38 protein-coding genes are annotated in these 23,894 nt (G+C 56.9%); 8 read left to right on the forward strand and 30 right to left on the reverse strand.

All coding sequences use genetic code 11. The features are described 5' to 3' along the window. Nucleotides 1–138 precede the first annotated feature (138 nt). Both ACZ9EJ_RS12825 and ACZ9EJ_RS12830 read right to left on the reverse strand, forming a co-directional pair. Nucleotides 139–1,185, reverse strand: a complete 1,047-nt coding sequence (locus ACZ9EJ_RS12825) for an SIR2 family protein (RefSeq protein ID WP_046642689.1) — start codon at nt 1,183–1,185, stop codon at nt 139–141. An 80-nt stretch (nt 1,186–1,265) separates the two neighbouring features. Beyond that, entirely contained in the window at nt 1,266–2,003 is a 738-nt protein-coding gene (locus tag ACZ9EJ_RS12830) for a DUF2971 domain-containing protein (protein WP_052764736.1), read from the reverse strand. A gap of 85 nt (nt 2,004–2,088) precedes the next feature. On the opposite strand from ACZ9EJ_RS12830, the gene ACZ9EJ_RS12835 reads away from it, so the two are divergent. Next, nucleotides 2,089–2,409: a DUF6804 family protein gene (locus tag ACZ9EJ_RS12835; RefSeq protein WP_046642745.1), complete on the forward strand. Its 321-nt coding sequence runs from the start codon at nt 2,089–2,091 to the stop codon at nt 2,407–2,409. A 94-nt stretch (nt 2,410–2,503) separates the two neighbouring features. Then, the gene (locus ACZ9EJ_RS12840) at nt 2,504–2,782 is read left to right on the forward strand and encodes a hypothetical protein (protein WP_046642743.1); all 279 of its coding nucleotides are present in this window, start codon (nt 2,504–2,506) and stop codon (nt 2,780–2,782) included. Here ACZ9EJ_RS12840 and ACZ9EJ_RS12845 read toward each other — a convergent pair. The 7 genes from ACZ9EJ_RS12845 to ACZ9EJ_RS12875 form a co-directional block, all read right to left on the reverse strand. Further along, complete coding sequence (locus ACZ9EJ_RS12845; RefSeq protein ID WP_476099211.1) at nt 2,779–3,327, reverse strand: T4SS efffector SepA family protein; 549 nt, start codon at nt 3,325–3,327, stop codon at nt 2,779–2,781. The two genes, ACZ9EJ_RS12840 and ACZ9EJ_RS12845, sit on opposite strands and share 4 nt — an antisense overlap. Before the next feature lie 99 nt (nt 3,328–3,426). Continuing rightward, the gene (locus ACZ9EJ_RS12850) at nt 3,427–3,750 is read right to left on the reverse strand and encodes a hypothetical protein (protein ID WP_046642733.1); all 324 of its coding nucleotides are present in this window, start codon (nt 3,748–3,750) and stop codon (nt 3,427–3,429) included. Further along, on the reverse strand, nt 3,747–4,214 hold the full coding sequence (locus ACZ9EJ_RS12855; RefSeq protein ID WP_046642732.1) for a hypothetical protein: 468 nt from the start codon (nt 4,212–4,214) through the stop codon (nt 3,747–3,749). The genes ACZ9EJ_RS12850 and ACZ9EJ_RS12855 overlap by 4 nt, the downstream gene beginning before the upstream one ends. Nucleotides 4,215–4,237: 23 nt before the next feature. Continuing rightward, complete coding sequence (locus ACZ9EJ_RS12860) at nt 4,238–4,612, reverse strand: hypothetical protein (protein WP_046642746.1); 375 nt, start codon at nt 4,610–4,612, stop codon at nt 4,238–4,240. A 368-nt stretch (nt 4,613–4,980) separates the two neighbouring features. After that, entirely contained in the window at nt 4,981–5,436 is a 456-nt protein-coding gene (locus ACZ9EJ_RS12865) for a hypothetical protein (protein WP_476099213.1), read from the reverse strand. Between the two features lie 82 nt (nt 5,437–5,518). Further along, complete coding sequence (locus ACZ9EJ_RS12870; RefSeq protein ID WP_046642686.1) at nt 5,519–5,842, reverse strand: PDDEXK family nuclease; 324 nt, start codon at nt 5,840–5,842, stop codon at nt 5,519–5,521. Beyond that, nucleotides 5,839–6,276, reverse strand: coding sequence for a lysozyme (locus ACZ9EJ_RS12875; protein ID WP_046642685.1), 438 nt, complete (start codon nt 6,274–6,276; stop codon nt 5,839–5,841). The genes ACZ9EJ_RS12870 and ACZ9EJ_RS12875 overlap by 4 nt, the downstream gene beginning before the upstream one ends. Here ACZ9EJ_RS12875 and ACZ9EJ_RS12880 point away from each other — a divergent pair. The 3 genes from ACZ9EJ_RS12880 to ACZ9EJ_RS12890 all read left to right on the forward strand — a co-directional run bounded on the left by ACZ9EJ_RS12880 (nt 6,257) and on the right by ACZ9EJ_RS12890 (nt 7,392). Then, nucleotides 6,257–6,640, forward strand: coding sequence for a hypothetical protein (locus ACZ9EJ_RS12880; RefSeq protein ID WP_476099216.1), 384 nt, complete (start codon nt 6,257–6,259; stop codon nt 6,638–6,640). The genes ACZ9EJ_RS12875 and ACZ9EJ_RS12880 overlap by 20 nt on opposite strands. A gap of 49 nt (nt 6,641–6,689) precedes the next feature. Beyond that, a complete protein-coding gene (locus ACZ9EJ_RS12885; protein WP_476099218.1) occupies nt 6,690–6,971 on the forward strand; it encodes a hypothetical protein in 282 nt (93 codons plus the stop codon). Nucleotides 6,972–7,071: 100 nt separating this feature from the next. Then, nucleotides 7,072–7,392 carry an NINE protein gene (locus ACZ9EJ_RS12890; RefSeq protein ID WP_080955898.1) on the forward strand — a complete coding sequence of 107 codons (321 nt, stop codon included), beginning with the start codon at nt 7,072–7,074 and terminating at the stop codon, nt 7,390–7,392. A gap of 68 nt (nt 7,393–7,460) precedes the next feature. On the opposite strand, the gene ACZ9EJ_RS12895 is transcribed toward ACZ9EJ_RS12890, so the two are convergent. From ACZ9EJ_RS12895 to ACZ9EJ_RS12925, 7 genes are all read right to left on the reverse strand, one after another. Then, complete coding sequence (locus ACZ9EJ_RS12895; RefSeq protein ID WP_046642683.1) at nt 7,461–7,814, reverse strand: hypothetical protein; 354 nt, start codon at nt 7,812–7,814, stop codon at nt 7,461–7,463. Continuing rightward, nucleotides 7,811–8,302, reverse strand: coding sequence for a hypothetical protein (locus ACZ9EJ_RS12900; RefSeq protein ID WP_476099221.1), 492 nt, complete (start codon nt 8,300–8,302; stop codon nt 7,811–7,813). Before ACZ9EJ_RS12900 ends, ACZ9EJ_RS12895 begins: the two co-directional genes overlap by 4 nt. A gap of 24 nt (nt 8,303–8,326) precedes the next feature. Next, nucleotides 8,327–8,623: a hypothetical protein gene (locus ACZ9EJ_RS12905; protein ID WP_046642723.1), complete on the reverse strand. Its 297-nt coding sequence runs from the start codon at nt 8,621–8,623 to the stop codon at nt 8,327–8,329. Nucleotides 8,624–8,652: 29 nt separating this feature from the next. Further along, on the reverse strand, nt 8,653–8,862 hold the full coding sequence (locus ACZ9EJ_RS12910; protein WP_046642725.1) for a hypothetical protein: 210 nt from the start codon (nt 8,860–8,862) through the stop codon (nt 8,653–8,655). A gap of 61 nt (nt 8,863–8,923) precedes the next feature. After that, on the reverse strand, nt 8,924–9,187 hold the full coding sequence (locus tag ACZ9EJ_RS12915) for an NUMOD3 domain-containing DNA-binding protein (RefSeq protein ID WP_046642726.1): 264 nt from the start codon (nt 9,185–9,187) through the stop codon (nt 8,924–8,926). Nucleotides 9,188–9,218: 31 nt separating this feature from the next. Then, on the reverse strand, nt 9,219–9,623 hold the full coding sequence (locus ACZ9EJ_RS12920) for a hypothetical protein (RefSeq protein ID WP_046642727.1): 405 nt from the start codon (nt 9,621–9,623) through the stop codon (nt 9,219–9,221). Continuing rightward, nucleotides 9,616–10,239 (reverse strand): NUMOD3 domain-containing DNA-binding protein, encoded by a 624-nt coding sequence (locus tag ACZ9EJ_RS12925; protein WP_476099224.1) that lies wholly within the window; start codon nt 10,237–10,239, stop codon nt 9,616–9,618. Before ACZ9EJ_RS12925 ends, ACZ9EJ_RS12920 begins: the two co-directional genes overlap by 8 nt. Nucleotides 10,240–10,843: 604 nt before the next feature. Between ACZ9EJ_RS12925 and ACZ9EJ_RS12930 the strand changes: the two genes are divergently transcribed. Further along, on the forward strand, nt 10,844–11,104 hold the full coding sequence (locus ACZ9EJ_RS12930) for a hypothetical protein (RefSeq protein WP_476099226.1): 261 nt from the start codon (nt 10,844–10,846) through the stop codon (nt 11,102–11,104). A 358-nt stretch (nt 11,105–11,462) separates the two neighbouring features. After that, complete coding sequence (locus tag ACZ9EJ_RS12935; protein WP_046642353.1) at nt 11,463–11,642, forward strand: hypothetical protein; 180 nt, start codon at nt 11,463–11,465, stop codon at nt 11,640–11,642. A 40-nt stretch (nt 11,643–11,682) separates the two neighbouring features. Here ACZ9EJ_RS12935 and ACZ9EJ_RS12940 read toward each other — a convergent pair whose 3' ends face one another. The 11 genes from ACZ9EJ_RS12940 to ACZ9EJ_RS12990 all read right to left on the reverse strand — a co-directional run bounded on the left by ACZ9EJ_RS12940 (nt 11,683) and on the right by ACZ9EJ_RS12990 (nt 19,524). Continuing rightward, a complete protein-coding gene (locus tag ACZ9EJ_RS12940) occupies nt 11,683–12,021 on the reverse strand; it encodes a DUF2958 domain-containing protein (protein ID WP_046642351.1) in 339 nt (112 codons plus the stop codon). Then, nucleotides 12,021–12,167, reverse strand: a complete 147-nt coding sequence (locus ACZ9EJ_RS12945) for a hypothetical protein (RefSeq protein ID WP_476099228.1) — start codon at nt 12,165–12,167, stop codon at nt 12,021–12,023. Before ACZ9EJ_RS12945 ends, ACZ9EJ_RS12940 begins: the two co-directional genes overlap by 1 nt. Before the next feature lie 86 nt (nt 12,168–12,253). Further along, complete coding sequence (locus tag ACZ9EJ_RS12950; protein WP_080955857.1) at nt 12,254–14,026, reverse strand: recombinase family protein; 1,773 nt, start codon at nt 14,024–14,026, stop codon at nt 12,254–12,256. Further along, nucleotides 13,995–15,329 carry a phage major capsid protein gene (locus tag ACZ9EJ_RS12955; RefSeq protein ID WP_080955856.1) on the reverse strand — a complete coding sequence of 445 codons (1,335 nt, stop codon included), beginning with the start codon at nt 15,327–15,329 and terminating at the stop codon, nt 13,995–13,997. Before ACZ9EJ_RS12955 ends, ACZ9EJ_RS12950 begins: the two co-directional genes overlap by 32 nt. Continuing rightward, entirely contained in the window at nt 15,326–15,907 is a 582-nt protein-coding gene (locus ACZ9EJ_RS12960; RefSeq protein WP_046642350.1) for an HK97 family phage prohead protease, read from the reverse strand. The genes ACZ9EJ_RS12955 and ACZ9EJ_RS12960 overlap by 4 nt, the downstream gene beginning before the upstream one ends. Before the next feature lie 200 nt (nt 15,908–16,107). Next, nucleotides 16,108–16,443: a DUF6107 family protein gene (locus ACZ9EJ_RS12965; protein ID WP_046642349.1), complete on the reverse strand. Its 336-nt coding sequence runs from the start codon at nt 16,441–16,443 to the stop codon at nt 16,108–16,110. 224 nt (nt 16,444–16,667) lie between these two features. Next, complete coding sequence (locus tag ACZ9EJ_RS12970; RefSeq protein WP_007774357.1) at nt 16,668–16,973, reverse strand: type II toxin-antitoxin system RelE/ParE family toxin; 306 nt, start codon at nt 16,971–16,973, stop codon at nt 16,668–16,670. Further along, entirely contained in the window at nt 16,973–17,233 is a 261-nt protein-coding gene (locus tag ACZ9EJ_RS12975) for a CopG family ribbon-helix-helix protein (protein WP_007774355.1), read from the reverse strand. The genes ACZ9EJ_RS12970 and ACZ9EJ_RS12975 overlap by 1 nt, the downstream gene beginning before the upstream one ends. Before the next feature lie 54 nt (nt 17,234–17,287). Next, complete coding sequence (locus tag ACZ9EJ_RS12980) at nt 17,288–18,475, reverse strand: phage portal protein (protein WP_046642348.1); 1,188 nt, start codon at nt 18,473–18,475, stop codon at nt 17,288–17,290. A 40-nt stretch (nt 18,476–18,515) separates the two neighbouring features. After that, nucleotides 18,516–18,830, reverse strand: a complete 315-nt coding sequence (locus ACZ9EJ_RS12985; protein WP_046629838.1) for a Dabb family protein — start codon at nt 18,828–18,830, stop codon at nt 18,516–18,518. Between the two features lie 49 nt (nt 18,831–18,879). Then, nucleotides 18,880–19,524, reverse strand: coding sequence for a chitinase (locus ACZ9EJ_RS12990; protein WP_046642355.1), 645 nt, complete (start codon nt 19,522–19,524; stop codon nt 18,880–18,882). A gap of 159 nt (nt 19,525–19,683) precedes the next feature. Here ACZ9EJ_RS12990 and ACZ9EJ_RS12995 point away from each other — a divergent pair, with 159 nt between their 5' ends. After that, entirely contained in the window at nt 19,684–19,809 is a 126-nt protein-coding gene (locus ACZ9EJ_RS12995) for a hypothetical protein (protein ID WP_255736004.1), read from the forward strand. Nucleotides 19,810–19,836: 27 nt separating this feature from the next. On the opposite strand, the gene ACZ9EJ_RS13000 is transcribed toward ACZ9EJ_RS12995, so the two are convergent. From ACZ9EJ_RS13000 to ACZ9EJ_RS13010, 3 genes are all read right to left on the reverse strand, one after another. Next, a complete protein-coding gene (locus tag ACZ9EJ_RS13000; protein WP_046642347.1) occupies nt 19,837–21,096 on the reverse strand; it encodes a DNA-packaging protein in 1,260 nt (419 codons plus the stop codon). 406 nt (nt 21,097–21,502) lie between these two features. Next, nucleotides 21,503–22,069, reverse strand: coding sequence for a hypothetical protein (locus ACZ9EJ_RS13005; RefSeq protein ID WP_046642345.1), 567 nt, complete (start codon nt 22,067–22,069; stop codon nt 21,503–21,505). Nucleotides 22,070–22,343: 274 nt separating this feature from the next. Further along, entirely contained in the window at nt 22,344–23,837 is a 1,494-nt protein-coding gene (locus ACZ9EJ_RS13010; protein ID WP_046642344.1) for a protein adenylyltransferase SelO, read from the reverse strand. Nucleotides 23,838–23,894: the final 57 nt, after the last annotated feature.

The raw sequence follows: 23,894 nt of genomic DNA on the forward strand, positions 1-23,894 counted from the left end.
AAGAATGTCTGGCCCTATGGTGCTGATGCTGTCAGAGCGGAATTATCCGTACCGGGACGAGCGCGGACGCGGTAGACGTGTTTATTATGTGAAGTCTGTTTTCCGCTTATTATGTCGCTGTTGTATGGTTGATCTCGTTCACACGGCAATGTTGAGCATCTGCGTGTCCATGAACTCTCTACATTTCATTCCATACTTGAACTTGATCGCGCGCTCTTGTGGATCCGAAATTAGATAGTCCCTAGGTGTGACAAGCCGACCTATTTTCCGGCGTAGACTTTCCTCAACGTCGTTCGTCAGTCCAAAGGCAGTCGCATAGACGTTGGTGAAGTATGGCTTCGACGTTGCCATTTCGGGTTTCAAGAGTTTGAGGTTCTGGTTGGCGAATGCGAAACCCAAAAACACAATCGTCCTCGCGTCTAAAACTGCTTGCCGCATTGCGTCTGGTAGAGTCTCGTCGCTGATTGTCTCAGACCACGTTATTAGGTTTTTTGTCACGTTATAAAGATTGGTGTGTTCTATGGGCGTACCGAAGGAGAAGTTGTTCAGCGTACCGAGTGAACCGTATGGATGGAGGATTTGCATATTGTCGACGATTTGTCTCGCCTGTTTGCGTTCTACGCCGCGATAGGCCCTCATGATTGCGTATTCGAGGTAGTGTTCGATACATCGGTCATAGTTGAAGCAGATAATTTTAATGCCGTTGCCGATACTCTCGACATCGTTTGCCTTAATGCCGTCGAATAATGTGCGAGCAAATGGAGAGATCCACGTATCCTGCACGCTGTTCCAGTTTATCCCCTCGGCCTCCTGCCCCTTTGCGGGCATTAACTTGGATTTGTTTTCGGCTTCCAAGATGGAATGGGCGATCAACAACTTTCCCAACTCCGCTATCAGGCTGTCGTCGCTGTAGCGGTTTATATACTCATCAATCGAGCCTGCCGTTTCGACGCCTTGCTGAATGTCCGCAAAGGCCATGAACGCTTGCTCTAACTGTTTCTGCTCTTTCCCGTATTTGCTGAACACGGTCTCGAAGATTTTTCGGTTACCCTTTGGGTATGACCCGTGGTCGAAATTGAACTTACTCTTCTCGCGTATCTGCTCAACCAGTGCCCAGCCCACAGGCAGGCCAAATTCGGCACTTGCACCGGCACCCACAACGAAAACCGTACCTGCTTCGAACATTGGCTAGAACCTGCGGACCTTCGATTAGTAATGTCTCTCAACCAAACTAGTGACAGAAGTTAATATGCGGGTTGGCATGCTTAGGGTTCACGGGGCAGTTCCCCGTCATAGGCTTTGTCTCTTAAGACAGTGAAACTTAGGTTCGCCGGCTTAGCCTTTATCAACCGGACACTTGGGCCGTTGTGCGCGCAGAGCCGATGTATCACCCTCTTTTCCACGTCGCAGCGGTCGCCAAGGATGACTCGCTCGAGCCTCATGTCTTTACTGAAAGAATGAAAGTAGTGGCCGGTAACTAGGTCCGGATCCTCAAGGTGGATGAACTTTCGCCACTCCCGCTCATATTCCCACTGCTTGAACTTGGTTTTGCTCAATTTGTGAATATCTTCTTGCGAAAGATCGCTCACCTGCTTCTTTCGGTAAGTCGTGAGTTTTGGTCTCTCTTCGCGATATTCGACATCCTCCCAGTGCCCCTCGGTGACCAAAAACTGCAAGCAGATCCCCTTATGCTTTTCCGCATAGTGGCCCCAAAGAAGTGGTTCCTGCCACGTCGTACTCATGCAAATGATACCCAATTCGGAATCGAGACGTTCTTTTATCGGCTTGATTGCGATACGATCTTGGCTTCGGCCCAGAGCAATTCCCACGAAGTCGAAGGGGTCATTCAGTTCATTGAAGCGAGCAACCTTCAAGCGCTTATCACGGAGGCTCTGCAAGGCGTATTCTTTGGTGGTGAAGTAGTACAGCCGCTTGGTAGGGACTGGTGCTGCTCTCTTGGAACTCGGCTGAGTTATAGGTTTTCTTAAGTTGATTTTGACCATCTAGCCGTTCGCCCTGAAATTTGAGAGTTCCCCTGTATTCGCAGGAGGCTATACCTATGCGAGTGATTCTCCGAGGGGCATTCAATTGACAAACGATGTTAGAAACCTGCTTTTAGTTCCCGCCGCGCTGCTAGTGCTGGCCATACTTCCCCTGCCCTATACCTTTTACACGTTCCTACGCATGGTCGTCTGCTTGTCGACGGCTTGGCTGGCTTTCGTCCAGTGGGATGCAAACAAAGGGATGACTGGCTGGGCGTACATCTGGGTTTGCATGGCCGTGCTATTCAACCCGCTCATCCCGGTCCATCTTGCTCGGGGCATCTGGTTCTTCCTCGATCTGGCTGGCGCAGCCGTGTTTGTCTATTATTGGCGCCTCGGCAAAGACGCACCTATCGCCAAGCCTTGATAGCGACGACCTTCTAGAACCCCTCATATTTGCCGGGTTCCCCCATAACTGAGAGCCGCTATACCTATGCGGGTGATTCACCGTGGAGGAGGGAATGGAATTAGTTGTGTTCGGGTTTCAGATTGTACCTGGCCGTGATGAGCCGCTTGCGTTCGCTACATCCATCGAGGAATGCCAGCGCAATGCCTTATCCGAGCGGGAAGAACTCCGGAGGAATGACCCGGATATCGATCCGCTCGGGGCTATGGCGATTTACCGCCTTACCCTGCGCTTGCCTGATATTGATGGGCTTATCGACGTGCTGAACGAGAACGTTAGCCTGCTCGACGCTATCGTTGTGGATCGCCGGCTCGTCGCTGTGGTTGCTGATTAGTCCGCGTATTTGCCAATGGTCATCATCCCCACAACACCCGCCAACTCCACGTTCTCCTTGTTTTGCCAACGGAATATAACCTCGACCGTTTGCTCACTCACCGCAGCCAGATAGGAGATCGTCTTCCATGCGTTATTCGCGTCCAGACCTTGAACTGAGATACCTGCCTCTTTGACGTATTTGTATCCGTTGGCAGTCTCCTGACCTAGCACCGTATTGCTGGTGATCATCGTCTGGAGTTCTTTTGCCGACTTTCCCTTCTCCGCAAGCCGCTTGATCAACGCGATCAGGATATTGTTCCAGTACGTATCCTGTGGCTTCAACGTCTCTCCGTTGACCACTGCCGATATAACCGTGGTGTGTACGAGGTTGGGCGGAACTTGGGGGTCGAATACCTTCTTATCGCCCATATCGATAAAGGGCTTTACGCCCGTATAAGCGTCTAACAGCCTAGTGATCACCGTCTCAGGGGTGTCAACAAACGGCTCGGCCAGTTTCTGCAAGCGGGCGAAAACATCATCATTTACAAGTATGTTCTTGGTCATCGACTGGATCCTTCTGGTTTCGATGGCCAATGAGTATCAGACCGTATAAGCCGTGTCAATCCTTATACGGTCTAATACGGGATAGATCCGTATCAAATCCTATTGGGAAAGTTTCCAGAGCATCGCGTCGGCTTTGGTATTGAACTCAACGTCAGCGCCGTAACGATCGCCGCGCGCTGTGATCTCTCTGAGGTTCAGCCATGCGTTGCCTTCGATCAGCCGGTAGACATGCAGCGCGACAACGGCTTGTCTTAGCCGTTCCTGTGCGGCGACGATGAAGTTCTCGTTCTCATTCTTCCCCGCGTATGCGTCGGGGACCTTGACGCCGCTGGGCAGCGTGAAGGCGCTCAGGCAAAGGTATTGCTCATCGTAGAGCACCGCGTCCTTGTCGACTTCCACGAACAGCGTGTGGGGCTTGCTCATTGCTCACCTCCATGAGCGAGTTTGAACAGCAATGCCTCATCTCGGTTTTCGAACATGAAATAGTGGGCGTTTCCGCTTGATGCGCTCAGCGGTTTGACTTTGCCTTTGGTATTGGACCTGATCCACTCTACGGCGGCGATCATTTCGGGCTGATATTTTGAAAGCAGGTATGAGACGTGTGACGCCCGTGAAGCAGGATCGACCTTCATGTTCGAAGGTAAAATCCCGGCTGTCAGGCAATCGATCAGTACAAAATGTTCTGCGACATCTGATTTAACGAAGGTCCAGGTTGCCGCGTCATCTTCGCCTACGATGACGGCTAGGTCTTTTGCTACATTGGTCGCAACTGCTGCAATAAGTTCCTCCGGGTCAGTTGAAATCACCGAGCCAGATGCAGTGGTGCAGATGTACACGTCACCCTTCTTGTCGATGTTTAGTGGGGTATGTGAGATTGTGGTCGTCATAACTGAAACTCCTGTTGTTTCAGTTATTTATCTTCTGGCTCGTCCTTGGTGACTTCAGCCAGCGCGTCGAGCGTAGGGGTTGTGGGGAGTTTTGGATTTGCAGCCCAACGCTGAGCGAGTTTCACCAAGCCTTCAGCCAGCGATAGGCCGATGATGCCGATTGCGAAGGCCATCGCATTGTTCGTGGAGATATCTGCCATGTCGAACTGCGCCCACTTGCCGATCAGCGGCGTCAGGTAGACCGCACAGAGGGTGCCGACGAGACTACCGCTGACGACTTCCCACGTGAGCCGTTTGCCCTGCACGATCATCCTTGCAAAGCCTCCGGCGAGACCCGCGAGCAAGTGTGATGGATTGATTCCGATGGAGACGAGAAAAGCGGCGATTGTTTCGATCATTGGTCTGCCCTACTGGTGACCAAAACGTATTGGTCTTCTCCAGTATTTAAGTGGACCAGCCCATCGGAGGCTTCTTATCCCGCCGTGTGTGTTCTGGGGATATCCATCAGTTGTTCGCCGCGTGTTCGCGACATGTTGATTTCTACTAGATGAAAAACTGAGCCATCCGAACAAAAAGAGACCCGACTAAAAGCCGGGTCTATGTAGGAGACAAACCGCATCTCCTGGGAGGGAACAGGTCGAACTTACATGCAATCCTCTGGCTGTGGAACCAGCGCGCTCATTATAACCTGTGGTGTGTCTTTTAGGCCTGCTTCCATTCGATGCCGTTGGCATCGCACCAATTCGCCTAAAGCGTTGAGCAAACGCTAACTGAAGTACACGTCGTCCGGCTTGAATTCTTTCTCGTATTGTTTTGCTTCGACCGGGGCGTTCAAAGAAATCGCCTTATACACGTCATCGCTGAACCTGCCGTCGATGCGCATGTATTCGATTGCGGCTTTTAACTCCATCCGGTTGACCTTGTAGCCACCGAACTTGTCTTCAAGTTTGTTAAACTGCAAATCTTCGTGCTTCCCGGCCTGATCCAGATCATCGATGTGTTCAAGCACCTGCTTGATGAATTCGGCTTTGACGGCATAGATTTCCGCGAACGGGTCTACGCCATAAAGTTCGCGCTCGATGTTTTCGTTAAAAATTGGCGCCATCCGGTTCTCGTAAGCATAGGCCAGAGACTGGCTGAACTTCTTGGGGTTCTGAATGAACGCGGTCAGAAAATTTAAGCGTTTGGTTTCGTAGAGTGCAATGAGCAAGTTTTTGTCCATAGGTTCCTCTTCCATGGCCGGACCCGAATTTACAACCTATACTTGGTAACTCGCTATTAACCATTCAAGATGTGACAGGCTATCAGGCCTGCTTCCACTTGATGCCGTTGGCGTCGCACCAGTCCGCATAGGTGGTCTTGCTGCCCTTGTTGATGGGCGTGTCCGGCTTCTGGAATGCCAGCGTGACCGTCCAATCCGGGTACTGCTTGCGGAAAGCCTTGTGCTTCTGCCGGTCTTCCGCCGTGAACCGGCCCTTGACCTCGATGATCTCTTTGACCGCCTCATCGACAAAATCCGGCAGGTAATGGCGAGTGATCTGGAATGGGAAACGGCGAGGCTCATACTGGAAACTTGCCGGGAGCGTCTTTGCGACCTTCGTCTCTAGGCGATTTCGATAGCCGCTCATCGTGTCTGAAACAGTCGGAGTTCAGCAGCACGGCGCTTGACGAGACCAGCCAGGACTTTGCCACCGGCCTTGTTCCATTGCGGCCAACTCACCGCTACTCCGTGGAGATCGCCAGCGTTGAGCCGTTTCAGCAGCGTGGACTTGGAGAAATTGCCCTCACCCAAGTTGTAGGTGAAACTCACCAGCGCGCCGCGTTGGTTTTCCGTGAGGGGGACTTTGACGAGACGGTCAACGGCGGCTTCGAACTGCTGGACATCTTCCCTGAGAAGTCGCTCGGCTTCCGCTAGCGTGATTGTCTTCTTGCCTACATCAGCACGTGAGAGGCCCTTGGTCGTGCCGTAGCCAATCGTCGGTACGTTTGCGGGGCATAGGTATGCGGTGAGTTCTAGTCCTTCGAAGGACTTGATGAGATCGATGGATGCTTTGTTCAACATCCATTATTTATTTGAGCAGCAAAAAGCCCCGTTAGCAGCGGGGCTTTACGGAGTGAGCGTCAGTGAACGAAGCTTCGCCGTTGGCTCAGCCAGCCCGATTGACGAGCCATTCCCGCCAATCACCCCTTCCCTTTTTCCCGCCGGATTAAGCGTCCGAGGTGCGCAACATTGCGTTCCTGAGGCCGCAGCGTGGGCCATCGGCGGGGCAAACGAAAACGTGCGTGACTGTGACGGAACCTTGTCATCAGTTGCCGATTTTGTCTGCCAGAGCGTCAATAACGGTTTTACCCCTAGCCGAGATGCCAACTCTAACAGGCTCGCCCGCAGCGGGCCTTTTTTACGCCTTGGCTCAACCCGTTTCTAAAAGACCACGACTGGGATCGGCTGGAAAATACCGTTAGACCGGATGTGGATTGAGCGCTTATATCGGCGCATCAATAGGGGGTACTGATTTGTTTTTTACTCGTATAACGCTTTTCGTCGCGACTATTCTTCTGCTGCTCGGCGGCGTGATGGCCGGGGGTGGGCTGCTGATAGCCTTCGGGATATGGGAGAAAGATCCCACAATAACCAATCGAATGCCGACCGCCGACATGATCGACCGGGGCTTCTATATGATAGCGTTTGCACTGGCGATTGGTACGATTGCGGAAATCAGCGCCATGATAAACAAACACCTCAATCCCCCGTCGTGATCGGCTGAAATACTTTTCACAACTGAGATCGAACTAAATCTTAGATTGCGAATCCATTGAAGCGTGATATCTCTATTAGACTTCATTCGGGGGATTTATCATGCAGAAGAAGGGTTTCACCGCATTTCTATTGTGGCTGTTATGCCTCGTGGGCGTTTGCGGAATACATCGTTTCTACGTCAACCGGCCGATGACCGGCCTGCTCTGGCTTTTCACTTTTGGCCTTCTTGGGCTCGGCCAATTGTTCGACCTGTTTTTCTTGGGATCGATGGTGCGTCAGGCTAATATTCTGAATGGCCTCTACGGCCAAGGCGTCAACAACACGAACACCAACACCAACACGGTTGCACCGATCTTCAACGTTCACGTGAACGTGCCGGGTGCTGCACCTGCTGTCAGCGAACCACCAAAGATCGCCTAGCGTTCGCTCACTCACTGATGAAAAATGACCGCTTCGGCGGTCATTTTGTTTTCTGCTGCTGGACGGGATTATGCTGCGCCGCCATGAGCGAGTTTCCAAAGCATGGCGTCGGTCTTTGTTCTGAATGACACCGTGAAAGTGCCGTACAAGACGCCGTATCCTGCGACTGGATGGGCAATATTTCCCGGTTCCAAATCCTTCCACTCGTTTCGCTCTCCGATAAACGGGATCGTGTACACCACGTCGAACCTACGGTCGCAGCCATCACGTTTCCAGACACGGTCGGCCTTTTGGATGTCATCAACAATGAAAGATTCGAGAAACCAAGACTGCCTCTTGGTTTCAATGAGTTTGATCCTAAACTTATTGTCTGATGGGAGGTACTTGATTAGGGCGTATCGAATGGGGTTGAGGAGGTTCATGCGAGCACCTGCCCGGTCTCAGCATCATAGAATTCGATGCTCCCACATCCCTTCAACTTGTGACCGTTCTTGCCGAGTAGATCGATCAATTTCACCAACTGACGTGCTTGCGCTTCGCTGATGTCGTTGCGGTGAATGATCTTATCCGAGTGTAGTTCGACAACAAACTCATGCCAGATTTGAGTTGCCCTCTTCACGCTGCTCTTCGCGTTAGCCGTGGTGTGCATGATGGCGATGTCCGCTTGAGCACCTGTCACGAAATGCGAGAGTTCACCCAACAGCAATCCGATCCAGTTCTTCTGCTTCTTCTTGATCGTCATGAACGCTGATGCTGCGTTCAGTTTGGGCTTCCTCGTGTATGGGATACGCACGGTTGACTTCGCTTTGAGATCCGCAATTGGATCAAGTGCGAGTACGTCTGGATGAGTTTCGATGACCGTGTTGATGACTTCGAAAATGTCTTCGAATACGCTTTTTGAAAATTCCATAGTTCTAACTCCTTAGTGTTCTTATTATTTTGTAAAATTTGCGAGTGCGCTGTAAGCGAAAATCAATAATGCGAGTGAGCAGAGCATTCCAACACCGCCGAACATGGCTGCTGCGACTTGCACGAAAATGCAGGCTCCGAAAGCAACACCAATGCACATGAAGAGGGTCCAGAACAACCCAAGTGTTGACATGAAACGCTGGCGATTAGTCCGATCTGCGTAATAGTTCCCGCCGTGGTACAGGTCGAAGAGCCTGTTCATCTCCTCGTTATTGTTGTGTGATGATTTTTTTATCACCACGAGTTCCCTGCTTCTTGACATAAAAAAGACTCCTTAGTGTTCTTATTATTTTAGTATTGGTTCTTTGGATCGTTCAGCAGACCACGTGCCGCGAGATTGCTTTCCATCTGCGCGATAGCCTTGTTGATCAAGTCGATTGCATTCTCGATTGCGGCGATACGATCATCTTGCTTATCTAAAATGCTCCCCACTTCGGGAATAAACACTTGCTCCACGCCAACTACGCCATGGAGGCCTCGGAACTGGTTTACGTATGTCATTGGGATTTGCTCCTTCTTGTTTTCTATCTTTTATTTATCTTCTGGTGATCAAACCGCAGCCTTATCGGTTATTCGGGTGCTTCCATTGTGTCGCTGCCTTTAACTCCCGCTTGACCTTCATCGCGGCCTTCATGCCTTCTGAGATGGCCTTGCGAGTTGCCTCATCACGTGGAACTCCTAGATGTGCAGCAGCGATCTTTGCTTTGGTCTCTTCGCTACGGGGCTTGCCCATCTTTGCAGCGCTCATCTTTGCCCTGCTCTCAGCGCTGAACTTGCGTCCTTTGAGCGCCTGACTGATCTTCTGTCCGTGTGTTAGTTCCTGCATTTGGTCGATCTCCTTATTCTTGTTCTTGTTGTTAGAATGACCAAGCGTCCTTGGGTGTCTTGGCTGCAAGTTTGATGATCATCGCCAGTTGCGGATTATCAAACTCAAACTCACCGACATAATTGCCGGTATTAGTGTCTTCCCAACAGCGGCGGCAGATGATGTGTTCGAAGACATAAACTTCGCCATCCGCTGCGACTGCCTGCCAGTTGGAATTCTCTGAACTGTTGTAAAAGGTGTTGATCTCGCTCCGGTACTCGCGGCGCATGAGCGCGGCAAGCACGGCAATATCCACGTACTGCCAAAGGATCGCGTAGGTTTGCAGACCGGATTTTGTCTTCCGCATCATTTCGAGGCGGTCACCGATATCGATGGTTTCTTCCAGCACCATGTGCATGGGAAATTCCAGAACGACCGTCGCGGGCTGGTTAGACATTACCTGCCTCCTTCGCTGCCTTGCGGGCAGCATGTCGCGCTGCTTGAGCCACAGCGATAGCGGCCTTGTGCGCGTCGGACATTTTGCGGCCCTTCTTAGCAACGCTCAGCGCTGCCTTATGCTCGTCCGTCAGAGCAACGCCCTTTTTGGTCTTGCTGATCGCAGCCTTGGTTTCAGCCGAATGCTTCGTCCCTGTACGGGCTTTGGCGATCTTGGCCTTACCTGCCTCTGTCTGCTTATCTCCCTTTTTCAGTTGGAGATTACGCTTGCTGGTTTCGCGATTGCAGAAGACGGCAGTTTCAGCGTTCATGATGCCGGACGCTTTGCCAGCCTTGTCTTTCCAGCCGAGCACGTAGCCGAAATCGGAACCCATAAACTTGCGGAGATTACCCGTAGCGAGTTTCTTCTCCATCTGGGCGAGTTGCCAAGGCGTCATCAGCCCAATGTATTCCTCCAGCGTTAGGTCGAATTCGACCTTGTTCCGGCTGGTCTGATATCGGCGGGAAGCGTCGTACTTGATTTCAAGTATTTCGCGCAGTTCCGCGCTGATCGAACGGCCGGTGCGTGGAGCAGTGATCGCGGCCAAGACCTGTTGTGGGGAAATTCGAATAGTCATTAAGCACCTGGAATAATTATGTTATCTTTTATTTATCCATTATGCTTGATTGACTTTTCCGGCGTCAATATTGTTTTCACGTACTAAACAAACTAGATCCATATTATTATAAACAAGCATGGATCATTACTACTAAACAACGTAGAACCATCTACTTCGTAGAAGTAGATAGCCCCACCTTGGCTAGAAGCAACGACCCATAAATGGCGGCTTCACGCATCGCTTCGCGTTTTTTCGTTGGCACTCAAAAGCCGCTCATCTCTGCTACTCGCGTGTCGCTGCGCTCGTTTCCAGTTGGAAACTCCACTTACGACTGGCGGCATAGCCATTGGTTTGGTCGCTTCGCTCCTCCGTTCAAGGCTTTTGTTTCCGCTTGGGGTTGAGAGAAAAAGGGGCGCGAAAAGCAAACCGAACCAGCCCTCACTTGGAGTGAAGCAGCCGCGTTCAGAACGCTTGCCAGCACGTCACACAGCGTCGTCCGCTGCGTTCGCAATGCCAGCGCAGTCGCAGTGCGCGTTTCCGTGCCGCTGCTCTATGAGCCTCTGTGAAGTGTTTCCTAAGTGTCGGGTAACACGGCACTTTGGGGTAAATACCGGCGGACGCAATGATCGTCTGGCTGCTCAACGGGCGGGGCGATGATGTCTCGCCCGTAGTCATGAATATCGCATGGACAAGCCAAGGCTCGTATAATGCGGGTATGGAAAATCTCAATCAAACGAATCTCAAACCCCGGAAACGTCGGACACGAAAAGTGGATGATCGACAGATGCAGTTAGTCGAAGAGGTGGTCGAGCGAACCACGCTAACGAAGAACCAATGGCTTGCTGAGTTAAGAGCAGCCAAATCCAGTCAAGCCGATAAATAGGATTGATGAATACGTCTCTATGCTCCGAGGCGCTTGCTTATGGTTCATCTTTCCTCACGACGCCCACTCGGTTCTTAACTCCTTCCGAGTGGGTTTCCTTTTGCCTATCTTGCAAACCGCAGGTAAAATTCGCGTGACCGGAAGTAATATCCTGCGCTGATTTAATCTAAAGATCGGAAATATTAACTCGATAGGTCCACGATATTCACAAGCAACGATTCCCGCCGAATTGATGCTCGCGACGTGAGGGGGACTTTGGCTCGACATTGTCCCCCTCATTAAGCCTACTGCACATGAATACTCGCCCTTTGAAGCCAGCGGCACTAACGCTGGCTTTTTGCGTCAAAGGAGCAATCACATGGACTTCGCATTATTCACCGATCCTACGGTCTGGCAGAAATTCTTCTACTTTGTCGGCTCACTCGCAGCACTCCGTATCCTGTTCGTAGCCGGGAGGTTCCGCACGTTCATGGATGATATGGACTATCGGGACAAATATCGGTTTGGCAACGAACGTGACAAGCGCACTGGCGGCTAGTCATGGCTATGGCGGCCAGCATTAGCCAGCCGCCACATGATCAATCCGGTTCTACGATGCGTTGCGCAGCACGAGCCGCGCGATGATACACCGACAACGGCTTAGTCGGTCTCCAATAGAGATCGCGTTCCACGGTCAATCCCGCTGGCCCTCGAAGTTCCTCAAGATCACTGAGAAGCACGTATCCGAGTTCAGGCTCTCCTAAACCTAAGTCTGCGAGGCCGAACATCAGATCCCTGTCGTCGGGGTCCATGTCCACGATCAACCACGTCGCATTTGCCCATGGCGTGAAGAACTTCACGACCGGCACGTGGTCAGCGTTGCGCAGTTGATGATTGAGCATCAGGCGCAGTCGAAGCATATCCGGCAGCAATTCCATCAAGCCACCTCAACGCTTGCCATGCCGAGAACCGAAACAGCCGCAACGCGCTCGATCATTGCGCGCTCTGCTTTCCACTCCGCTACGCTCGAATAGACCTGATCAAACTTCGCACCGTCGATCTTACCCCAAACCCGAAACAGCATTGCAAACTCCTGTTGTTGTTAACAACTCAGAGTTTTATAGCCGCACAATCAAAGGGCGAGTGAAGAGTTGAAGCCCGACCAACTCTTTACGATGCGGATTTCAGCCGTTTACGGACGAGCATGTCGTTGACCAGACGCCGTTTAGGATCGAGCGGGATTTTCCCGGCTTGATCCGCACGTTCAATGTCGAAGTGCGAGGGCATCTCAGCGGCAAAGCGAGTGAGATCGACAACCATCGGAGTGACCTTGATCGGGCCTTTCACGAACTTGACGTTGGGGAACTTGTACGCACGGAGACCACCAAACAGGATCACGGTGTAGGTCTGTTCGATGCTGTCGAAAGTGATGAAGTCGATAACCTCGCGCATTGCGGTGTTGGTGCGGACACGAAGGCCATACCTGATACCGTCGTCCTCGCTGGTTTCCCACTGTTCGCGCATGACCTCAATCGCACTGGCCGGATCAAGCGCCTTCTGCTTCGCCATCGTCACATCGCGATCATGGGTCAGCGTCGTAAGTTGCTCTTCGGCTTCCTTGCGTTCCTTGGTGCGGGATTTTAGAGCGGTGAGAAGTCCGGGAATTTCATCGTCGTTTTCTGTCTCCACGAGGGTCAACAATCGCTGTTCTCTTGACCGAAGACTTTCCAACTTCACCGACAGATCGGCTATCGCCTCGTCCACGGCTTTCAGTTCTGCGTCGGCCTTCTTGATCCGCATATGATCCGAAATGCCAAACTCCATCACGTTGTCGAGGATGAACTGTTCGACCAGATCGTAACGAAAACGTGCCGTACCATCGGTGCAGATCGGGACGGTTTGTTTGACACTCCCCACCTCAACCTCTTTGGTAAGTTTGCGGAAATTCCCACTGCAAACAAGGTATTGCCACTGCTTGCTACTCCGACTGTTGCAGAGCATGTACATGCGCGATTGGCAGTGAGTGCAACTGGTCAAGCCATCGAGCAGGTTGCTAAACCTCGTTCCAGCGCGACCGCCTTTTCTATTTCGATGGGGTAGTTTCTGTGCCCGTAGCCATAGGTCATTGGTGACGACCGGCGGATAATAGTTGGTAATAGGATCACCACGCGCAATCCTCATCCCATCCACTTCCTCATACGGCTGATACTCGCCTATCGCAGACCTGTTGGTGATGATGTTGGCAACGCTCGTGTGAAACCAGCCCTGCTTGCTAGGCTTTAACGTCGCCTCTCCACGCGCATTCAAGTCCCTAGCGATCTTGTCGAAGCCTACGCCATCTGCGCTACGCTCGAAAATCCACTGCACGAGGGGCGCTCGATCGTTGAGGGAATATTCGAACTCACCTTTGGCGATCTTTGTTGCCGTGATCCAATGTGGAGGCCGTTGATTGGTCTTCACGCCTTTCCGGCTCAACGCCCGCTTGTTCTCGAACGCCTCTCTGATGATCTGGCTCTTACGTTCGCTTTCCCGATTGGCTCGGAGCATCGATGAGAGCGTGCTGATGAGTTGGTTCGAATTGGAATTTATGCTGGTCCACGTGTAAATCTCTTCCTCGCCGTACTCACCACGGGCAACAACGGTGATGCCGAGTTTCAGGATTTCCTTGAACAGGTCCAACGCCTCAAGTGGGGTCGTTCGTGAGAGGCGGTCGAGGTTTTCGATGAGCAGGTAACTGCTCGACGGGATTGTTCCGTCTCGGACCAACTCGATGAATGCGCCGAGCCTTCCCTTTGTACGGTTTAAGCCCTTCCATGCGCTGACACCGATATCTGCGAAGGCCGTCGTGTCTTGCAGTTCAAGGTCATGCCGTTGTGCGAAGTTCTCGCTCCAGACCAACTGACGCCGTAAACTATCGCCCTTGATCTGTTTCTCTGTACTCATACGAATGTACGAGTACGCTGGTCGTTTTAAAATGTTCGTCAATGCCCGCGCTTCCCAAAAGTGTTGCTAAGAGGATGCGCAAAAGTAGTGTAAAAACAATCAACACGTAGGGCTTTGCCGAATAGGGGTCGCGCAGGATGCGCACCCCCGCCCGGTCGACGACGAGATAACCGGAGCGGAAATCGCCGAAAGCGATCGAGAGCGAATTCTCCGACACGTCGGGCATCTCCTCGGCTTCGGCGATCGGAAAGCCCATCAGCGAGGCCGGCTGGCCGGCAGACGTCGGCGGGTGCCAGAGATAGTTGCCGTCGCCGTCCTTGAACTTGCGGATATCGCCCTGCGCCTTGCGGTTCATCATGAACGTGCCGTTCTGGCGATGGCCGGCCTTCAACGCATAGATCAGCTCGATCAGCGTGTCCGAAGGCCCCGTCGATTTCCAGCCGCCCGCAACGCCGGTGGCGATATGGCCGATATTGCCCCAGCTCCAGGCGCTGTCCGCCACCGTCGAATAGGACAAAAACCCTTTCGGCTTGTTGATGCCGTCGCCGCGGATGAAGGCGTCGCCCTCCTGCTCGGCGAACACGATGTCCACCTCGCCGGCAATCCAGGCCTCGATATCGACCGCCGAGTCGTCCAGGAGCGACTGGGTGGCGGCCGGCATGGCGTAGAGTTCCATGGTCGGGAAGGAGAGCTCGGCAAGCTGCGGGGTGTTGGTCTGCGGCCGCGCCGCGGTCTCCGCGACCCAGCCGGTCGAAAGCCCGGCCGCCGCAAACGGCTTCTTCAACACGGCGGAGGAGACGGTACGCACGGTCGAGAGCGCCCGCATCGGCGAGACCGCCGAAATCCGCCGGCCGATTTCGGTGTCGGTTTCCGGCGGCACCAGATAACCGCCGTCGGCGCCGGTCCCTGACGAAAACGCCTTGGCCTCCAGCTCGCGCAGACCGTTTTCCTCGCCGCGGCGGACATAGGCGTCAAAGGCCGCCTTGTGTTCGACAGCGTCGGCCGAAAGCTCCGCATCGCCGCGGCCGAGTTGCGGCCTGGCCTTCTTCAGTACCAACTGGTCGAGCACCTTCTTCTGCTCGTCCATGCTGCGGTTGATGCGGTCCATCTTGTCGCGCGTCACCACGTCGGCGGTCAGCTTCTGCTCGATCTCCCCGAGGCGGCGGTCGTTGACCTCCTTGAAGGCCTCGAACGCCTCCATGAATTCGTCGAAGGCCGCCGTCACCGTTTCCGGTACTCCCTTCACTTCGGGGGCCTTCACCTCGGGCGCCACGCTTGCCATCGTTCTCGCCTGCTCCGTCATATCGCTTTTCCTTTGAAGGTTGATTTCATCATCATCTTCGCCGCCCGCCGCATCTGGCGGACGAGTTCGGTTTCCCTGTCGCGGAAGAACCGCGCATGCTTGACGTTGGAGACCCGCGCCGAGGGCAGCATCGGAAAGGTCACCACCGAGATCTCCCAAAGATCGGCCTCGAGGATTTTGCGCACGCCGGTCTTGGCGTCGGTGCGGGCCTTGACCGTGCGAAACCCGATCGACAGCCCATCGAGCGCGCCTGATTTCATCAGCGCCAGCACCTCGCGGGAGCGGGCGACGCCGGGCGACAGCATGCCTTCGACATAAAGCCCGCGGGCATCCTCGCGGATCGTCCGCCAGGCGCCGATCGGCTCGGAAGGGTCGTGCTGATAGAGCATCCGCACCCCCATCGCCCCACGCTCGACGAGGCAGTTGCGGAAGGCACCGCGCTCGATCGTATCCTTGCCGAGGTCGATCTCGCCGAAGACGCTGGCATAACCGGAGAACACCCCGTCGCCGGTAATGCCTGCGAGTTCCAGATTGGCGAATTTGCGCGCAGTCGGACGCGGCCCGCGGTAAGCGTGCATGGGTATTCTCCTAGCGATTGAATTGGAGCCGGCCCCTCATCCGCCTGCCGGCACCTTCTCCCCGTTGTCACGGGGAGAAGGAACACGCGGCAACGCCTTGGCATGCCAATGACGTCGGCGATGAGGGAAACTGGCGCGACACATTTCCTTCTCCCCGCCTGCGGGGAGAAGGTGCCGGCAGGCGGATGAGGGGTAGGCGCCTAAGGCGACCCCACCCGTCCCCCATATCGCGCGGCAATCCTCGCCAGCATGCCCAGCACCCACCAGGCACAAAGACTGGCCGCCGCCGACCCTGTCAGCATCACTTCCGCGCCGGAAAGCTCTCCCCCGATCCCCAGCCGCTCGACCAGCCAAAGCCCGGTCGGCCCGCCGAAGATCATCCCGCAGCTCAAGCCCGTCAGAAACCGGCTCGCCGCCTCGCGGCGGCTCTTCGGCAGCAGATAGATCAGCGACACCCCGGCCCCGGCCGTGGCGCCCACCGCCTTGGCGACCCAGATGCCGGCCAGGGCGCCCGGATCGTTTCCGAGATCAGCCATTTTTAATCTCTCTTGTTTATGATGCATGCATAAGGACCCAACGGCGCAGTTGCCATGCAACCGCCGTTCCGCGGTTGACGCAGGGTCAGCGGATCCAGTTTCCATGAGTCTTTGGAATCAGTTGGGGCTACCTGCTGGGAAGTTGAGTCCGGCACTTCGCAAGTTGAGTGAGTTCATTCGATGACCCATTCAGCAGACCTGCGGAAAGTGTGCCCTCAACAATTTCACTCGAAATCGTCGTCTTCGTCCTTTTCGAGATCGGCTGGCCCCTGCCGCGCATGCATGATGGAAACAACCAGTATCCGATCCGCTTGGATGACGTAGTCCAAATGATAAGGCGCCGATACGAAACGGCGAATTCCCTCGACCGGCGCCACAGCGGTCCCCACACGAGGATGATCAGCAATCAACCGTATCGCCCTCTTGACCTGTTCCGAAAAGGCAATGGATGCTCGTCGGCTGAATTGGGCAAGATACGCCCTTTCCCGTTGGACATAGCGTATCGCTTCCTCCGACAGGAACACCTTCATCAGGCGGCGTCCTCGCGGTTGAGACGGTCAAGCTCGGTGAAAAACTCCTCCGCATCCTCGAACCGCCCCGCCTCGATATCTTCCCCGCCACGCCGGATGCTGAGGATTTCACTTCCCTCCGCCATCAGGTAATATTTCAGCGCCCGCACGATCACCCAGGATCGGCTGCGATCCGCCGTCTCGGCGATCTTCTCGATGTCCTCCAGAATGTCGACCGGCAGGCGCAGGGTGATCGGATCGGAGAGAGTGGGCTTGGCCATGACAGCCTCCATTTTGTAATACTGCGTATTACAAATACACCACCAGGTGCCCGATTAATACCCCACCGCTTCCCGCTTCTCCTCGTCGCTCAGAAACGCCGCCGCCCCGACCCTCGCCCACAGTGCCTCGCGCTCGGCGGAGAGCCCGGCGATCCGGTCGAGATCCGGCTCCAGCCGCAGCCGCTCGCCATAGGCCTGCGACAGCCACGTGGAAAAGCTCGCGGCGGTGCGGGATATCAGCGGCAGCACGGTGAGGCGGTAGAAGGCGCGGTTGGCCTCCTGGTAATTGGCATAGGTATTGTCGCCGGGAATGCCGATCAGCATCGGCGGCACGCCGAAGGCGAGTGCGATGTCGCGCGCCGCCCCGTTCTTCGCCTCGATGAAATCCATGTCCTTCGGCGACAGGCCCATCGATTTCCAGTCGAGCCCGCCTTCGAGCAGCAGCGGCCGCCCGGCATTGACGGCGCCGGAATATCCAGCCTCCAATTCGTCCTTCAGCCGCTCGTACTGGTCGGCGGAAAGGTTGCCGCCATCCTTCGGCTGGTAGACCAGTGCGCCGGAAGGCCGGGCTGAATTGTCGAGCAGCGCCTTGTTCCAGCTCGCCGCCGCATTGTGCAGGTCGAGCGCGGCACCCGCCGCCCCGAGCGGCGGAAAGCCCGAATGGTCGTCGAGCGGATGAAACAGCTTTAGATGCAGCAGCGCGACGCCATCCGTCTCCGCCGGCAGCCGCCGCGTGGTGCCGCCGGCGCGATAATCGTAGCCCGCCACCCAGCCGTCGCGGCCCTCGACCACGCTCACCCGGTCGGGCCTGAGCAGATGCAGCTCGCGCAAATCCCCGCCGATCGACAGCGGTTCGACATAGGCATTGCCGGATAGCGCCAGGTGCCCGTAGAGCGCCTCGAAGAAATCCGGACCGCCCTGCCGCCCGTTCGGTCGCTGCAGCAGCGCCAGCGCCGGGTGTTCGGCAAGCTCGGTTGCCCCGTCATAGGCAAGCCAGGGCACGGCCGCGGCGGCTTCCGCGATCATCCGCATCGCCCGATAGGCGACCGGGTTCCGCATGAAACCGGCCCGCGCCAGCGCCGCATAGGACCGTCCCGACCAATGCGCCGCCCCCTCGCCGGAGACGATCGCAAAACCGGAGGCCATCTTGGTCTCCGTCTTCTGGGCCTCGGTCTTCTGGATGTCAGGCACGGCCCGTCGCCCACCCGTGGAAAACCACGGGCGCCGGAATGGAGATTTCATGGTGGATTGTCCTTTTCGATCGCGGGCGCCAAGGCCCGCCTTAGGGAAGCGGCAGGGGCGATTTCACCGCGCTTGCGCTGTCGAAGTCGGCGGCCAAACGGATCTCGCGGATCGGCCGGACGATATCGATCGATGCCTGGTAGACCGGATGCGCCTTGTAGGCGGCCAGCGCCGCCTCATCCTCGAACTCGCCATAGACGACCAGATCGACCTCGTTGCCAAGCTGGTCGCTCTTCACATTGGTGCCGATCTCCAGGATCGATGCATGCGGATTGCCGGTCAGCAGGGAAAGGCCCGCCCGGACCCGCTCGATCTCGCCTGTTTGCGCCGTGAAAAACACGATGTGACGTATCATGGAACCTCCAGCAATGCGGAGGCCTCGCTATCATGGCCCGCCACGGGCTTCAATGCGGCGTCCTGTCCAGCGCTTCGGCAAACACCCGAGCATGCCGTGCCACCAGTTCCGCCCGGTCATTGCCGTTGATGATTTTTCGCGCGCCCACCCAGTCGGCTCGCCCCGGCCCGAAATAGTCGTCGAGCTTGCGGCCGGTGAAACAGCCGCGCCGCATGCCCTCGATCAGGATCGCGACCGACACCGGCATCTCCATCGCCCGGCCCGGATCGGCTAGCAGGTCGATCCCGGTCACGCCGGACATCGCCGCGTAGTTCCGCCGGTGAGTGAGCTGCACCAAGCCGCGGCCGAGCCAGCTTTTTCCATCCGCGTCCGGCCGCCAGTAGGGCGTCTTCACCGATCCCAGCCTTCCTGCCGCAAAAGCCTCCTCCAGCCGCGCGATCGCCAACCTGTCGCTCGCCGCCAGGGTCTCCCGGACGGGCTGCATGGTGGCGGCGGTCTCGTGAAAGGCGGACGCCAGCACATAGGCCAGCGGCTGCGCCGACCATGGGGCCAGCGGCTGCGTGCCGCCCTGCCCCACCCTTGCCTGCCAACCGTCGAGAATCGCCGTCAATCCCTCCACCTGGCCGGCGCGCAGCCGACCCTGGAAAAGTTTCATCCGCACGAAATCGAAGAAAGCGCGTGGGTTGAGCTGCATGAAAAACCTGTCCTTGACTTCTGTCACCAAGTTTCAATCGGTTTAGAAAAACTAAATCGTTTTAAGTGCTTAGGCGGGAGTTTACATTTTCGTAACGGTATGGAACCAACGGCTCCATAGGTCGTTCATGTCGGCCTTCTAATCAAAACGGAGATCACGATGATGCAGCAGCCCGCACCGGCCGCCCCTTCCAAGCCGATCCCGCAGCATGTCCTTGAGCGGATGGAATCCGAGTGGAAACAGATGCGCGAAAGCGCCCAGCCGAAGCCGGCCACCCCGCGCTGATCATCATCAACTGAACATGAGCCGCGCTCAGACGCCCCGTACGCGCGGCTCTCCGTGACCTTCCAGCATCAGCGCAGTCAGCGCCCAGACCAGTGCGTCGAGCCGGTCGGGCGAGCGGCCTGAAGATAGGCCGTCCGGGCCGAAATCGCACATCTGGTCCTCCAGTTCCGCGAACCGGCCGGCATGCGCCACCCGTCCCTGTTCGTAGAGGGCGGCCACCGGCTCGGCGCGTAAAAACTTGCCGCGCGTCGCCCGCACCATGGTCACCGGCAGGCCTGCGTCGACGCTCTTCAGCATCGCCGTCACCATCTCGCCGCCCTGGTTCACTTCCGCCACGACCCGATCCGCCTGGAAACGCGCATAGGCCCGCGCCACCGCATTCGCCCAGCCGGCGGGGCTTTTGCCCTCCACCGAACAGTCGGCCAGCACCACCGCCCGCCCGCTCGGCTCGATCCCTGCCACGACAATGCCGCAGCAGGAATTTTCGCCCGAGCCCGAGGGCGGATCGACCGCCACGACGATGCGCCGCAGCGCACCAGTAAACCGGATCGTGAAGGTTTCGAGGTCGGCGCGTTTCCACAGCGCATCCTCGCGGTCCTCGATCAGCTCGCCGGCCAGTTCCTGCCGCCCGAGCCTCGTTCCTCCGTAACGTGCCTCCAGCGCCGAGATGAAGCCCGGAGCGAGATTGCCGGCATTGGCCTGGGTCGAAATCCTGACGAGCCGCGTGCCCGGATCGGCGATCAGCCGTTTCAGGATCGGCACCGGCCGCGGCGTCGTCGTCACCAGCTGGCGCGGATCGGCCCCGAGCCGCAGCCCGAACTGCAGCATGTCGAAAGTCTCCTCCGCATGCCGCCATTTGGCGAGCTCGTCGCACCAGGCGAAATGAAACTGAGGTCCGCGCAGGCTTTCCGGATCTTCCGAGGAAAAGATCTGCGCGATCGCCCCGTTCGGCCAGACCAGCCGTCGGCGAGAGATTTCGAAATCCGGCCGATTCTTTCGCGCAATCCGGCAGATGCCGGACACCCCGTCGATCATCACCTCGCGCGCATCACCCAGCGTTTCCGCCACCAGCGCGATCCTGAGCTCCGACCTGCTGCCGGCCGAGGCCAGCCCGTGGATCCATTCCGCGCCCGCCCGCGTCTTGCCCGAGCCGCGCCCGCCCATGATCAACCAGGTGCGCCAGTTTCCGGCGGGCGGTTTTTGTTCGTCGCGGCCGGTATGGCGCCAATCCCGGCTTGCGGCGCGGGAGTAGCTGACATGAGTGCTGTAACGCCACCTGCTCGGCAAGTTCTCTGAAGTCCGAGACGCCTCCGCGGGCTCCCTCTTCTCCCCATCGGGGAGAAGGTGGTCCGAAGGACCGGATGAGGGGGGCGAAGCCACCTTCCCGCTCACCATTTCTACTTCAGGCATTCCTCGATCCGCCAGATCGACCGCTCCGGCGTCGCCGGCCCCCTCATCCCCTCGCTTCGCTCGGGACTTCTCCCCGCTGGGGAGAAGAGGGAGTTCGACGCACCCGCCCGCTCCGACCTCAACAACAGTCGTTTCGGCCGCTCCTTCATTACAGCCAGGTTCAGCGAGCGCCGCATAACCCTTTGCCATTGCTCCATGCGCCTGAGCCCGCAGACTGCTGATCCGGTCCATCGTTTCCCCGTATTCAGCCAGCGTTTCGATCGTCTCAGCTTCGACAACGTCTTCAACCGGTGTCAGGCGGTACCGCTCCATTCCCTCCCGCACCACCGGGCTCACCAATCTCAATACCAGCCGCGAGACACCGCTTCTCAAAACGCTCCTGGGCGCGCCGTTCGATAAGTTCCTCGACCTCACGCACAGCCTCCTCATACCCGCCCTCGTCCGCCGCACGATCGGCGGCCTCGTCGCGGTCGCGGGCGAGCTGGCGCTGCAGGCTGTCGACCTTTTCGAGCGTGCGGACGATCAGCGACATGGCGTCGGTGGCGGCCTTCACGTCGGCGCGCGCCAGTTTCTGGGCGGCGTCGTCGCCACCCTCGAGAGCTGCCTCCGCGGAGGTCCGCATCCTCCGGAAGGTCGAAAACTGGTCGCGCATCTCGATGGTCATCTCGTTCAAGAGCCGCCGCAGTTCCTCGCCAGGAGAGAATGCGCCCTCAACCGACTTGGTCTCCAGCAGCACGCCGCGCACCGCATCCGCCAACACCGCGTCGTCCATCACGAGCCCGTCGCCATAGGCAGGCGTCTCCGTCCAGAGCCCGAAAAGCGCCGGATCGAACGTCTCGAATTCATCCATCTGGGATATCCCCGGGGCCAGAACAAAGGCCAAGATTTCGGCGCAGAAAATCCCGCCGCGTCCGTTTCCGGTCGCTGCGCGTCCCCGCTGCCGATTGTCGAGATAAAAAGAAGGCCCGGCTTTGGGGACCGGGCCAATTTGACTGGAAGTCTTGCCACCGGCCGCCCGAAGGCTTCTGCCGGCGCAATTCTTCGACTATGCCTAAAGCCTATCAAACAACCGTCACGCCGTCAAGGACTATTTTCCTAATTAGCAAAAATTAATTTACGGGCGATCACGTCCCGCAGAATGTCTGCGTCACCCGTTCCTCGGGCTTCGGCGGCTGCATATAGTCCGCAAATTCCGGCCGGTCCTCATAGGGCTTTTCCAGCGCCTCCAGCAGCCGTTCGAAGAAACTGAAATCGCCGTAATTGGCGGCCGCCAGGGCTTCCGCGACCTTGTGATTGCGCGGGATGACCGCGGGGTTGACGGCCCGCATCGCCTGCGCCCGTTCAGTCGGCCCCTGTGGTTCCGCATCGAGCCGCGTCCCCCAGAGTTCCAGCCATTCGCGCGCCTTGGCGAGGTCGGAGAAGGAGGAGAGGAAAAGCTCGTCTCCCTCGGTCCCTGCTGCTGCCCCGCAGAGCCTGCGGAACGTCAGCGTGAAATCCGCCTGCCCCGCGTGCATGAGGCCAAGCAGCGACTGGATCAGCTCGCCATCGCCATCGGCTTCCGAGAACAGTCCGAGCTTCGCCCGGAAAACCCCGAGCCACTCTTTCTGGAACCGCTCGCCGAACGCCTTCAGCACGGCATTTGCCGCCTCGACAGCCTTTTCCTCGTCCTCGTCCAAAAGCGGCAGCAGGCATTCCGCCAGCCGCGCGATGTTCCACTGTCCGATGCCCGGCTGGTTGCGATAGGCGTAGCGGCCGCCCTGATCGATCGAGGAAAACACCTTCATCGGGTCGTATTCGTCGAGAAAGGCGCAAGGGCCGAAATCGATCGTCTCGCCCGAAATCGTCATGTTGTCGGTGTTCATCACCCCATGGATGAAACCCACGCCCAGCCAGCGGGCGATCAGATCCGCCTGCCGCGCCGCCACGCCCTGCAGCAGTGCCAGATAGGGATTTTCCGCCGCCTTCAACTCCGGATAATGCCGCTCGATCACATAATCGGAGAGCAGTTTGACCCCGTCATTGTCGCCGCGGGCGGCAAGGAACTGGAAGGTGCCGATCCGCACGTGGCTTGCCGCGACCCGCACGAAGACCGCCCCCTGTTCCACCGTCTCGCGATAGACCTTTTCGCCGGTCGCGACAGCCGCCAGGGCCCGTGTCGCCGGCACGCCGAGCGCGTTCATCGCCTCCGAGACGATATATTCGCGCAGCACCGGTCCCAAAGCCGCGCGTCCGTCGCCCCTGCGGGAATAGGGCGTCGGTCCGGCGCCCTTCAGCTGGATGTCGCGGCGTTTGCCGTTGCGGTCGATGACCTCGCCGAGCAGGATCGCCCGCCCATCACCGAGCTGCGGCACGAAATTGCCGAACTGATGGCCGGCATAGGCCATGGCGATCGGCATGGCGCCGGGTGGCACGACATTGCCGGCTAGAATCGCCGCCAGCCGGGCGGGATCGGAAAAATCCGCCTCGATGCCCAACTCCTCCGCCAGCGACCCGTTGAATTTCAGAAGCTTCGGCCCCTCCACCGGCTCGGGATAGACGGAGGCGAAAAACCTGTCCGGCAGGCGGGCATAGGAATTGTCGAACTGGAACACGGGAAGGACTCCTTTGACCGCCGGGATGCGGCGACCTTTTCTTCAAATATGGGAAATCTGTCCCGCCGAACAAGCGAAATGCGC

The sequence above is a fragment of the Neorhizobium sp. USDA 3394 genome (assembly GCF_056280385.1).

Coding starts and splice junctions, on each gene's coding strand:
- ACZ9EJ_RS12825 (WP_046642689.1), bottom strand. CDS start 1,185: ATGTTCGAAGCAGGTACGGTTTTCGTTGTGGGTGCCGGTGCAAGTGCC.
- ACZ9EJ_RS12830 (WP_052764736.1), bottom strand. CDS start 2,003: ATGGTCAAAATCAACTTAAGAAAACCTATAACTCAGCCGAGTTCCAAG.
- ACZ9EJ_RS12840 (WP_046642743.1), top strand. CDS start 2,504: ATGGAATTAGTTGTGTTCGGGTTTCAGATTGTACCTGGCCGTGATGAG.
- ACZ9EJ_RS12845 (WP_476099211.1), bottom strand. CDS start 3,327: ATGACCAAGAACATACTTGTAAATGATGATGTTTTCGCCCGCTTGCAG.
- ACZ9EJ_RS12850 (WP_046642733.1), bottom strand. CDS start 3,750: ATGAGCAAGCCCCACACGCTGTTCGTGGAAGTCGACAAGGACGCGGTG.
- ACZ9EJ_RS12855 (WP_046642732.1), bottom strand. CDS start 4,214: ATGACGACCACAATCTCACATACCCCACTAAACATCGACAAGAAGGGT.
- ACZ9EJ_RS12860 (WP_046642746.1), bottom strand. CDS start 4,612: ATGATCGAAACAATCGCCGCTTTTCTCGTCTCCATCGGAATCAATCCA.
- ACZ9EJ_RS12865 (WP_476099213.1), bottom strand. CDS start 5,436: ATGGACAAAAACTTGCTCATTGCACTCTACGAAACCAAACGCTTAAAT.
- ACZ9EJ_RS12870 (WP_046642686.1), bottom strand. CDS start 5,842: ATGAGCGGCTATCGAAATCGCCTAGAGACGAAGGTCGCAAAGACGCTC.
- ACZ9EJ_RS12880 (WP_476099216.1), top strand. CDS start 6,257: ATGGATGCTTTGTTCAACATCCATTATTTATTTGAGCAGCAAAAAGCC.
- ACZ9EJ_RS12875 (WP_046642685.1), bottom strand. CDS start 6,276: ATGTTGAACAAAGCATCCATCGATCTCATCAAGTCCTTCGAAGGACTA.
- ACZ9EJ_RS12890 (WP_080955898.1), top strand. CDS start 7,072: ATGCAGAAGAAGGGTTTCACCGCATTTCTATTGTGGCTGTTATGCCTC.
- ACZ9EJ_RS12895 (WP_046642683.1), bottom strand. CDS start 7,814: ATGAACCTCCTCAACCCCATTCGATACGCCCTAATCAAGTACCTCCCA.
- ACZ9EJ_RS12900 (WP_476099221.1), bottom strand. CDS start 8,302: ATGGAATTTTCAAAAAGCGTATTCGAAGACATTTTCGAAGTCATCAAC.
- ACZ9EJ_RS12905 (WP_046642723.1), bottom strand. CDS start 8,623: ATGTCAAGAAGCAGGGAACTCGTGGTGATAAAAAAATCATCACACAAC.
- ACZ9EJ_RS12910 (WP_046642725.1), bottom strand. CDS start 8,862: ATGACATACGTAAACCAGTTCCGAGGCCTCCATGGCGTAGTTGGCGTG.
- ACZ9EJ_RS12915 (WP_046642726.1), bottom strand. CDS start 9,187: ATGCAGGAACTAACACACGGACAGAAGATCAGTCAGGCGCTCAAAGGA.
- ACZ9EJ_RS12920 (WP_046642727.1), bottom strand. CDS start 9,623: ATGTCTAACCAGCCCGCGACGGTCGTTCTGGAATTTCCCATGCACATG.
- ACZ9EJ_RS12925 (WP_476099224.1), bottom strand. CDS start 10,239: ATGACTATTCGAATTTCCCCACAACAGGTCTTGGCCGCGATCACTGCT.
- ACZ9EJ_RS12930 (WP_476099226.1), top strand. CDS start 10,844: ATGATCGTCTGGCTGCTCAACGGGCGGGGCGATGATGTCTCGCCCGTA.
- ACZ9EJ_RS12935 (WP_046642353.1), top strand. CDS start 11,463: ATGGACTTCGCATTATTCACCGATCCTACGGTCTGGCAGAAATTCTTC.
- ACZ9EJ_RS12940 (WP_046642351.1), bottom strand. CDS start 12,021: ATGGAATTGCTGCCGGATATGCTTCGACTGCGCCTGATGCTCAATCAT.
- ACZ9EJ_RS12945 (WP_476099228.1), bottom strand. CDS start 12,167: ATGCTGTTTCGGGTTTGGGGTAAGATCGACGGTGCGAAGTTTGATCAG.
- ACZ9EJ_RS12950 (WP_080955857.1), bottom strand. CDS start 14,026: ATGAGTACAGAGAAACAGATCAAGGGCGATAGTTTACGGCGTCAGTTG.
- ACZ9EJ_RS12955 (WP_080955856.1), bottom strand. CDS start 15,329: ATGACGGAGCAGGCGAGAACGATGGCAAGCGTGGCGCCCGAGGTGAAG.
- ACZ9EJ_RS12960 (WP_046642350.1), bottom strand. CDS start 15,907: ATGCACGCTTACCGCGGGCCGCGTCCGACTGCGCGCAAATTCGCCAAT.
- ACZ9EJ_RS12965 (WP_046642349.1), bottom strand. CDS start 16,443: ATGGCTGATCTCGGAAACGATCCGGGCGCCCTGGCCGGCATCTGGGTC.
- ACZ9EJ_RS12970 (WP_007774357.1), bottom strand. CDS start 16,973: ATGAAGGTGTTCCTGTCGGAGGAAGCGATACGCTATGTCCAACGGGAA.
- ACZ9EJ_RS12975 (WP_007774355.1), bottom strand. CDS start 17,233: ATGGCCAAGCCCACTCTCTCCGATCCGATCACCCTGCGCCTGCCGGTC.
- ACZ9EJ_RS12980 (WP_046642348.1), bottom strand. CDS start 18,475: ATGAAATCTCCATTCCGGCGCCCGTGGTTTTCCACGGGTGGGCGACGG.
- ACZ9EJ_RS12985 (WP_046629838.1), bottom strand. CDS start 18,830: ATGATACGTCACATCGTGTTTTTCACGGCGCAAACAGGCGAGATCGAG.
- ACZ9EJ_RS12990 (WP_046642355.1), bottom strand. CDS start 19,524: ATGCAGCTCAACCCACGCGCTTTCTTCGATTTCGTGCGGATGAAACTT.
- ACZ9EJ_RS12995 (WP_255736004.1), top strand. CDS start 19,684: ATGATGCAGCAGCCCGCACCGGCCGCCCCTTCCAAGCCGATCCCGCAG.
- ACZ9EJ_RS13005 (WP_046642345.1), bottom strand. CDS start 22,069: ATGGATGAATTCGAGACGTTCGATCCGGCGCTTTTCGGGCTCTGGACG.